The sequence below is a fragment of the Streptomyces sp. MBT65 genome (assembly GCF_016612545.1).
In the GTDB taxonomy this organism is placed as follows: domain Bacteria; phylum Actinomycetota; class Actinomycetes; order Streptomycetales; family Streptomycetaceae; genus Streptomyces.
Genome location: NZ_JAENRY010000290.1, coordinates 1 through 9324, shown reverse-complemented (window position 1 = coordinate 9324; position 9324 = coordinate 1). Strand labels below are relative to the sequence as shown.

Below are 9324 nucleotides of genomic sequence, written 5' to 3'. Positions count from 1 at the left end.
TGCATCCGGAAGCGTCCTGCGGTCGCCTCGTCGCGACTCGATGCGGCCACGTGCTGGGGTTTGAGGAGCAGAACCGACAGTTCCTCGGGGTACGTCGGTGGAATGGCGTGGGCAAGCGCAACGAGCAACTCCACCCACGCCCAGGCGGGCGGCGCACCCTCGTACTCGGGACAGCGCCCGATCACCACCCTCCAACCGCCGGACCGCAGACGGCCGCCGAGCCGACCGAGCAGCGCGGACTTTCCCGCGCCGGCCTCACCGGTGACCAGCATCACGCCGCCGCTGTGCCGGGCGGCCCATGCGGCGGCCTCCAGTGCACGCAGTTCGCTGCTCCTGCCGACGAAGAGGTTCTGTCCGGGACTCGGCGGTTCGTCAACGGACGGAACGGGCGACGGCACGGCCCGTGCAGGCCCGGACACGGATGCCTGCAGCACATCGAGCCGCGACGCGAGCACGGCCTGTTCCAACTCGGCCAGTGCCGGGCCGGGATCACAGCCGAGTTCCTCACGCAGCACACGAGTGGCACGACGCAGCGAGCTGAGCGCGTCGGCCTGCCGTCCGCAGGCCCACTGGGCGAGGGCGAGAAGTCGCCAGCCCTCCTCCCTCAACGGGCTTGCCCGGACCAGGAGTTCGGCCATCGGTATCGCTTCCGCCGGGCGGCCGGTGTTGAGGTCGGCCGCTACGGCGAGTTCGCGGGCCTCGGCGTGGAGAGCGGTCAGGCGGGCCACCTCCTGCTCGGCCCATGCCTCGTCCGTGAATTCCGCGAAGGCCGGACCATGCCACCAGCCAAGCGCGTCGGCGAGCAGTTGTCGGGCATCCTCGGCCGGGGCGCTACGGGCTCGGTTCACCCAGGTCTCGAAGCGCCAGGCGTCCACCGAGTCCGGGGGAAGCCGCAGGGCGTAGCCGGGCGGAGCGGTGACGAGGACGGTCGCCGGGGTGCGCGGTGGCCGGCCCGGTTCGAGGGAGCGGCGCAGGTTGGACACGTAGGCGTGGAGGGAGGCCGTGGCCTTCGCCGGCGGCGCTCCCCGCCACAGTTCGTCCGCCATCCGTTCAACCGGCACGACGCTCCCGCGGGCCGCTATCAGCAGGGACAGGACGGCCCGCTGCCGCGGGGCACCCAGTTCGACCGGCTTACCCCCGACGTCAGCGCCCAGCGAACCCAGGACTCGAATGTGCAGCACGCCACGCGAATCTACCGGAGCCGTTGGTCCGGCCCGTCAACAGACGATAAACGCGCTGCTCATCAGCCCCAAGTGGAGCGCCAAGCAGACGCCAAGCGGAAAGCGGCAGCCTAGGAGGCTGTTGCCGGTACCTGATCGTTGGAGCAAGCAAGCGTGTCCCCCACCAACACGACGGACGAACTTCCCACGTCCGAACGTCCGTACACCCACGAGATGATCGTGGTCCACCGTGTCTTCCGCCGCGAGTCGGCGTATCTGCCCCGCCTGGTACGGGCCGTCCCCGCCAGCGACACGGCCCGCGCTGCGAAGGTCGCGGAACACCTGCGCGAGTATGTGGCGGGACTGCACAGCCACCACTCCCTGGAGGACGACCTCATCTGGCCGCACCTCCAAAACCGGGCCCCCGAGGACCGGTTGGTGGCCCGCATGGAGGAGCAGCACCAGCGCATCGACGTGAGCCTGACGGTCATAGCCGAATGGACGGCCGCGTGGGAACGGGCGGCGGACCAGCTCGCCGGAGAGGAACTCGCGCTGGCACTGGAGCAGCATCGTGCGGTGCTGCTCGAACACCTCGCCGACGAAGAGCAGTTGGTCCTTCCGTTGGTCGCCGAGCATCTGACGGTCGGCGAGTGGGATCTGGTCGGACGCCGTGGACTGGAGCGGATACCCAGGAACAGACTCCTGATCGCGCTCGGCGCGATCCTGGAGGACGCCACGCCCGAGGAGCGGGCGTACTTCCTCGGCCGCACCCCGATGGTCGGCCGGTTGCTGTGGAAGGCTGTGGGCCGCCGCCAGTACGCTGCCGCCTGCCGGGCGATACGCGGTCCGCTGGACGGGCAGCAGAGCCGATGACTTTTCTCGACTCCGCGCCGCTCGACGTCCTGGACGCCTACCGCACCTGCGAGTTCGTCACCCTCGGCCGCGACGGCACACCGCTGGCCTGGCCGACCGCCGTGCGGCGGCAGAAGGACGGCACGCTGCTGCTGAGCACGTCCCTGGCGTTCGCGCAGAAGGCGCTGAACATCCGCCGGGACGGCCGCGTCGCCCTCCTCTTCTCCGACCCCACCGGCAGCGGCCTCGACCACGCCCCGCAGATCTTCGTCGGCGGCCGGGCCGAGTGCCCCGACGAGATCATGACAGGCCCTCAGGGCGCCGAGGACTACTGGCGGATGCTCTTCGAACGGCAGCCGCACAGCAGGGCGTATGTCACCGCTCCCCTGCGGCGGTTGATGGACTGGTACTACCTCCGGCTGCTGATCACCGTCACCCCGGACCAGCTCGTCGTACGACCGCCGCTCCCCACGTCGGCGCCACCGGACGTGAAGGGGACGCATCCGCTGCCGGGCGCGGCCCAACTCGCCCGTTTCTCCTCGGCGGTGCTCGCCGCGCGCGACGACTCCGGGGCACCGGTGCTCGCCCGGACGCGGCCCGCCCCGACCGACGACGGCTTCGCGGTGGAGGTACCCGCCGACTGCGCCGCGACCGCCGGTCCCGCCTCCCTGCTGGTGCACCGCCACGACGAGCACCTGAACCACATGCACAACGTCCTTGTCCGGGGCACCCTGAAAGTCGCGGACGGCGTCTGGCGGCTGGTTCCCACCAAGGTGGTGGAACCCATGGGCACCGGCCGCCCGACCGACGCAATCCGCGTCCTGCGCAGCACGCGCCGCGCCACCACCCGCTATCTGGAACGGCGCGGCCTCGACCGCCCCCATGTGCAGTGGGACGAGTTCAGGGCACTCGCGGCATCGGCGCGGCAGCGCAGCAGCGCCTGACCGACTCGAGCTCTCGACCGGGAGAGCGTCCTTCCCTGGCCCGGCTTGGGACGGCCGGCAGGGGCCGAGGTTCATGCGGGTCGCGTTGATGCACATGGCCTTCAGGCCCGGCCGAGAACGCGGAGAAGTGGCGGCAGCGGCTCGGCCGCCTGAAAGCACTTCAACCGGGTGGGCGTTTGCGGCTGAAGGTTAAGCCACCGAGTTCCTGCCGAGTCCGCCACGGAACCGATGGAGTTCGGCTCCGAGTACCTGCTGGACGAGCGCTCAAGAGAAGCAGATGCCCGCCCTCCGCCACCCAGGAGGATCGGCGATCGAGACGGCCGGGCCTTCGCGTCGTCCTGAGGACATCCACCTCACGTTCACCCCAGGCCCGGCTCCGACCCTTGGCGCATGTCACGCAGTAGACCACCACCTGCCGCCAATTGCCTTGCCCTGGAGGGTTGTTGTGCCGCGGCCGGATGGTCGGGCAGCTTCGGGGCCAGCGGTGCAGGCAGAGGGATTGGGCAGTTCCAGCAGCGTTCGCCGGAATCAGCGCAGCGGCGCAACACGCCCAGAGTTGACACAGAATTGGCGGAGCAGCGGGCAGACGTCCTCGACCATCTCCTTGGTGAGCGGAGGGGGCGTCGACGGCTGGCCCTCCTCCCGGGCCGCATGAGCCAGCTTGATGGCGCCGAGAGCGAGGCGTGATTCCTGGACCGCTCGCGGACGCGGTCGTGGACGGTCGGCGTATGCGTCAGCCGGCCCGAAGGCCGACCGCCAGGGTCAGTTCAAGGACCCGGTGTGGCGATGCGAGGTCCGGAAACAGTTCCCGCAGTTGCGTCATCCGGTAGCGGACCGTCTGGGGATGGACGAACAGCGCCGCGGCCACCTCGTCCCGTCTGCCCTGGTGCAGCAGCCATGCCCGCAGCGTCTCTTCCAGGCGCCGTGCGGTGGTGACGGGCAAGGTCCGTAGCGGTGCGAGGGCTCGGGCGCGTAGGTCTGCGAACGCGTCTGCGTCGGCGCTCAGTACCAGCTCGGGCAGGTGGTCCTCGGTGTCGCGGATGTCGGGTGAGAGGGAGCGTGCGCGTAGGGCTCGTGTGTACGAGGCGGACGCTCGGGTCCATGGCCGGGTGGGGCCGGCCACGGCGGTGCGGTCGGTCAGTTGCCGCAGGAGATGGGGTCGGTCGGCGTCGGGGACGAGGAGTACGCCGGTGGCGTCGGGCAGGTCGTCGAGGACGAGGGTGCTGGGGTCGAGGGTGCGGTAGGTGGGCCGGGCCTGGGCGGTGGGCAGGAGGACTGCGGTCAGGGAGAGCGGGGGCTGCCATCCGGCCCGTTGGGCGGAGGCCAGCAGTACGTCCGGGCTCGCGCCGGCGAGGAGGTCTCGGGCCAGGTGTTCCAGGTGGCGCTCGTGGTCCCTGCCCCGGGCGGCCAGTTCGTCGGCGTGGCCCGCGGCGCTCGCGGCGGAGAGTTCGTCGATGTAGGCGAAGGTCAGTTCGGCGAACTTGGCGACCTCGGCGGCGGGCAATCCTGCGGGTACGGCGCCCGCTGCCAGGCATCGCCAGGCGACGCGGGCGCCGACGCGGTAGGCGCTGAGGAGGGCGTCCATCGAACGGCCGTCGCGGACTTCGCCGCGGCCCAGTTCGTAGGCGGCGTCGCCGGCGTCGCCGCCTGTGGCGTTGCCGCTGGCGAGGTCCAGGTAGTGCCCCAGGGCGGTGCGGACGGCCCGGCGGATGGTGGCGCCCATGCGGCCCGAAAGGGCGTTGGCGTAGGAAGGGACCTCGTCGATGATCGCCTGGACGATCTCGTCGGCGGTGGTCCTCAGCGCGGCCCGAAGAGCGGTGACCGTCGTCTCATCGAGAGCCAGTTCGCTGACCCTCTGGATTGCATGACTCACGTTTTTGTTCCCTGCGAACAATTCAGCCGACCAGATTTACGTCCTGCGGTCAGGACTTTACGCCTTGAGGCGCAGCAAGCTGGAGCCATGACGAGTACAGCCCTTCGCAGCAGGGCGTGGAAACTGCTGGAGATGATCACGACGCCGCTGCTGCCGTCGGACTACCTCGACCTGGTCAGCCCGCTGCGTGCGGGCGCCGACCTGCGGGGGCGCATCGAGGCCGTGCACCCCGAGACGGGTGACGCCGCGACCATTGTGATCAGGCCGGGACGGGGCTGGCGCGGCCACACGGCCGGTCAGTACGTGCGGATCGGGGTCGATGTCGAGGGGGTGCGCCTGTGGCGTGCCTACTCCCTCACCTCGCCGACGAACCGTCCAGACGGCCGCGTCACGATCACCGTGAAGGCGATCGAGGACGGCAAGGTCAGCAACCACCTGGTCCGCAGGGCAAAGCCGGGCACGCTGGTCCACCTCGACCAGGCGACCGGTGACTTCGTGCTGCCGCGGGCCAAGCCCGCCAAGGTGCTCTACCTGACGGCCGGCAGCGGCATCACGCCCGTGATGGGCATGCTGCGCGACACCGCGTTCGACGACGTCGTCATGGTCCACTGCGCGTCACGGCCGCAGGACGTGATCTTCCGCGACGAACTGCACGGCCTGGTCGCGGACAAGAAGCTGCGGCTCACCGAGGTGCACACCGACACGGACGGCACGCTCGACATCGCCCGCCTCGGCGAACTCGTGCCCGACTGGGCCGAGCGCGAGACCTGGGCATGCGGACCCGCGGGCCTCCTCGACGCCGCCGAAAAGCACTGGACCGAGCACGGCGTACAAGAGCGCCTGCACACCGAACGCTTCCGCCCCAACATCGTCGTCACCGGCGACGGTGGCGAGGTCACATTCAGCACCACCGGCAGGACCGTCGACGCGGACGGCGCGACGCCGTTGCTGGACGTCGGCGAGGAGGCCGGTGTGCTCATGCCGTCGGGGTGCCGCATGGGCATCTGCTTCGGCTGCGTCACACCGCTCAAGGCGGGCGCCGTCCGCGACCTGCGCACCGGCGAGATCACCGAGGCCGAGCCGGGCGTCCTCATCCAGACCTGCGTGTCCGCCGCGGCGGGCCCCTGCGACATCGAACGGTAGGAGCACCTTGACCGCCACCGACCCCACCGCCCACCTGACCGCGGAGCAGATCGAGGAGCTCGGCCGTGAGCTGGACGCGATCCGCGACGAGGTGATCGCCGGCCGCGGCGAGAAGGACGCCGCCTACATCCGCAAGGTCATCTCGGCGCAGCGCAAGCTGGAGCTGGCCAGCCGGGGTGTCCTGCTGTTCTCGCTCTTCCCGCCCGCGTGGCTGATCGGCACCGCCGGTCTGTCCGTGGCAAAGATCATGGACAACATGGAGATCGGCCACAACATCCTGCACGGCCAGTGGGACTGGATGCGGGACCCGAAGATCCACTCCACCACCTGGGAATGGGATCACGTCTCGCCGTCCGAGCAGTGGAAGCACTCGCACAACGAGCTGCACCACACGTACACCAACGTGATCGGCAAGGACAACGACCTCGGCTACGGCATCATGCGCGTCGACGAGGACCAGAAGTGGCACCCCTTCCACCTCGGCCAGCCGCTGTGGAACTTCCTCAACGCCTGCTTCTTCGAGTACGGCATCGCCGCCTACGACCTGGAGCTCGGCAAGAACCTGCAAAAGCGCCGCCGCAACAACCCGGAGTTCCGCGAGCGCGCCAGGGCCGTGGGCCGCAAGATCCGCAAGCAGGTGCTCAAGGACTACGTCATCCACCCGCTGCTCTCGGGCCCGTCATTCCTCCCCACACTCGCCGCCACATTCACCGCGAACCTGGTCCGCAACGTCTGGACCCACTCCGTGATCATGTGCGGGCACTTCCCCGAGGGCGTGCAGGTCTTCGAACGCCGATCGATCAACGGCGAGACGCGCGGCCAGTGGTACCTGCGCCAGATGATGGGCTCGGCGAACATCAGCGGCAGCAGGGCCATGCACTTCATGACCGGCAACCTCTCCCACCAGATCGAGCACCACCTGTTCCCGGACCTGCCGAGCAACCGGTACGCCGAGGTCGCGGTGAAGGTGCGCGCACTGTTCGAGAAGTACGAGCTGGAGTACGTCACCGGGCCGCTGCCCAAGCAGGTGCTCTCCGCCTGGCACAAGGTCTTCCGGCTCTCGCTGCCGAACAAGAGCCCGAAGGTCAAGACACCGGACCGCGAGCAGGAGCTGGTCGCAGCCTGATTCCCGGTACGGGTTCAGGTCTTTCGGCCGCACTGGCGGACCAGCCACATCAGCAGGGGGTCCAGGTCGGCGACGGCCGCCAGGACCCGGTCGACCGCCTCGGGGGTGTGCAGCCACTGCTCGCAGTCGAGGGGACGGGCGGCGATCAGTGAACGGTGACGCAACAGGTCCGTACGGGAGTGGTCCGTCGGATAGCCGCGCGGGGCGCGTTTCATCACGTCCCCGGAGACGTCGTAGCCCCTCTTCCGTACGTCCTCGACGATGGCGGACAGTTCACGGCCGCTCCCCTCGGAGGCGACGGCTGTGCGGAACATGTCCACCTGGCCGGGATCGGGGTACCACCAGGCGCCCTGGATCCGCAGGCCGTCCAGGTCGAACCGGAGACCGATCTCGATCTTGCGGCCGAGCCGGATCACCGCGCCCTGGTGCTGCCACCACCAGGAGTCGGTGCGGTAGTGCCAGACGGAGAAGTCCTCGTACCGGGGGTCGGCGTCCGCGACCTCGTTGAGCAGGGCAATCATCGGCTGCCGGACCAGGCGTTCACGGTCCGCACGGCAGCGCTCGCGGGTCGCGTGGGTCGGTTCGCCCTGAAGCTGCCACAACACGTCCATGGCCTGCTCCGGCCAACCGGTGAACTGTCCGCGCATGCGCGGAGGTTAACTCACCCGTGATCCGCGCGCGCCGGGAGTGAGACGGGCAAGGGCAGGAAACGAGACAATGTACAGCTTCGCGGTCAGGCAGACCGCAGCCTCCGAGCAGTAGCCCACACCAGAACGTGTCGTGCTCGTGCCGCCGGCGGAAGGCATCCAGCTCGATCGCCTCCAGCGGCAGCATCAGCGGCTCCTCCGAGTCCGCGCCGCCCAGGACCGCCATCTGGATCTGCCTCCTGTCACCCCGCACGAAACCCGCCTTTCACCCCAACTGATCGTGCCATCAGCGGCGTTGGCCTCACGGACGATCGACGTCCTCACGCTGTTGGCCGCAACGCCCCCCGGGCCGACGCCCGACACCTCGCGTCAGCCGCTCACGACCCCGCCCGGGTGCTGTAGCCGAGGTTCAGGTGCCCGAGGCCGGACAGGTTCTGTCCGTCCATGACGAAGGATCTGGTGAAGAGCTTTTCTGCCGTCGCCGCTGTTCCGGTTGGGCACCCACGGGAAACAGGTGACGCCCTGCCCCGGCAGTCGGGGCAGGGCGTCACAGGTGGGCCGTACGGTCAGGTGGGGGCCGTGCCGTCGGGCTCGTTCGGCCATGTCGAGCTGGAACCTGCAGGTGAGAGTCTGGTGGTGGGTCCGTCCGGCCTGCGTGTAGTCCGCCTCGCAGCCCGTGATGGGCTTGGTCACCTTTGCGGTGACCTTGAGCCGTACCACCGCGTACTTGTCGCTGAGCGCCCCCGACTTGATGGTGTACGGGTGCCCTGCGTAGTTCGGGTACTTGTCGAGGTCCACGTCGCCGGCGGTGGGGTGCGCGGTCTCCTGGTAGCCCAGCCGGTAGCCGGGCGTGTCCTTCACCGAGTAGACGGAGTAACCAAGCACCTTGCCGCCCGCCGGGATGCTCAGGAGCTTGACCCCGGTAACGGAGACGGCCCGCTGGGAGATGTTCCTCGTCAGAGGGAAGGCCATCCGGTAGATGCCACCGACCTTCACGTCCGAGAAGCCGACAGCCCCGGTCGCTGTCGGCCCCTCCCCCTGCAGCGCCGTCCCCGTGCCAACCCCTCCGCCCGTCGAGCCCGTGCAACCTGCCGCAAAGGCCAGCAAGACCACTACCGCGAGACCGGGCGCGACCCCGCCTGCTAGGAGATGCCCGCGTACCCACACGTGCCCGGCCACCGAGGCCACTGACCGCCGACTACCTCGTCACGCACGCGCCCGCCGCTTCCATCGGGGGAATGCCCCGGCCCGGAGTAACGAGCATAGAGGGGACGTTGTTGGCCGCGTGCGACGTGACGCGGCCAGGGCCGCGCCTGCCTGTCTTGCCATCCTGCACGCCGGAGACTCAGGCACTGCCAAAGCAGAATCGGCCGTGGAGGCTACTGAACGAAGGGAGGCCCGAAGACTCCTCGCTGGGTCGGAGTCGGCCGACTCGGCCGATGCGGAGACCGTATCGACTCGCGTCACCCCGTACCCTTCCTGGTGTCTACGGCGTCAAATAGCGGGCGCCGAAAATGGAGGCAACACCCCGTGCTCATTGCTCAGCGTCCGTCCCTGACCGAAGAGGTCGTCGACGAAT

General features: G+C 69.4%; 8 protein-coding genes. 4 read left to right on the top strand and 4 right to left on the bottom strand.

The window, feature by feature from the left end; translation table 11 throughout:
- Positions 1-1181 (bottom strand): BTAD domain-containing putative transcriptional regulator (locus tag JHN63_RS41170; protein ID WP_307782103.1); only part of this gene is annotated, 1181 nt, incomplete at its 3' end.
- 153 nt (positions 1182-1334) lie between these two features.
- Here JHN63_RS41170 and JHN63_RS41165 point away from each other — a divergent pair.
- Positions 1335-2033 (top strand): hemerythrin domain-containing protein, encoded by a 699-nt coding sequence (locus JHN63_RS41165; protein ID WP_200690237.1) that lies wholly within the window; start codon positions 1335-1337, stop codon positions 2031-2033.
- Positions 2030-2956 (top strand): pyridoxamine 5'-phosphate oxidase family protein, encoded by a 927-nt coding sequence (locus JHN63_RS41160; protein WP_200690236.1) that lies wholly within the window; start codon positions 2030-2032, stop codon positions 2954-2956. Before JHN63_RS41165 ends, JHN63_RS41160 begins: the two co-directional genes overlap by 4 nt.
- A 733-nt stretch (positions 2957-3689) precedes the next feature.
- Here the strand turns inward: JHN63_RS41160 and JHN63_RS41155 are convergent.
- Positions 3690-4829 carry a CdaR family transcriptional regulator gene (locus tag JHN63_RS41155; RefSeq protein ID WP_200690235.1) on the bottom strand — a complete coding sequence of 380 codons (1140 nt, stop codon included), beginning with the start codon at positions 4827-4829 and terminating at the stop codon, positions 3690-3692.
- A gap of 87 nt (positions 4830-4916) precedes the next feature.
- On the opposite strand from JHN63_RS41155, the gene JHN63_RS41150 reads away from it, so the two are divergent.
- Positions 4917-5972 carry a ferredoxin reductase gene (locus JHN63_RS41150; protein ID WP_200690234.1) on the top strand — a complete coding sequence of 352 codons (1056 nt, stop codon included), beginning with the start codon at positions 4917-4919 and terminating at the stop codon, positions 5970-5972.
- Positions 5973-5979: 7 nt separating this feature from the next.
- Positions 5980-7098 carry an acyl-CoA desaturase gene (locus JHN63_RS41145; RefSeq protein WP_200690233.1) on the top strand — a complete coding sequence of 373 codons (1119 nt, stop codon included), beginning with the start codon at positions 5980-5982 and terminating at the stop codon, positions 7096-7098.
- 14 nt (positions 7099-7112) lie between these two features.
- Here JHN63_RS41145 and JHN63_RS41140 read toward each other — a convergent pair whose 3' ends face one another.
- Both JHN63_RS41140 and JHN63_RS41135 read right to left on the bottom strand, forming a co-directional pair.
- Positions 7113-7745 carry a DUF2461 family protein gene (locus JHN63_RS41140; protein WP_234478455.1) on the bottom strand — a complete coding sequence of 211 codons (633 nt, stop codon included), beginning with the start codon at positions 7743-7745 and terminating at the stop codon, positions 7113-7115.
- 369 nt (positions 7746-8114) lie between these two features.
- On the bottom strand, positions 8115-8717 hold the full coding sequence (locus tag JHN63_RS41135; RefSeq protein ID WP_200690232.1) for a hypothetical protein: 603 nt from the start codon (positions 8715-8717) through the stop codon (positions 8115-8117).
- Positions 8718-9324: the final 607 nt, after the last annotated feature.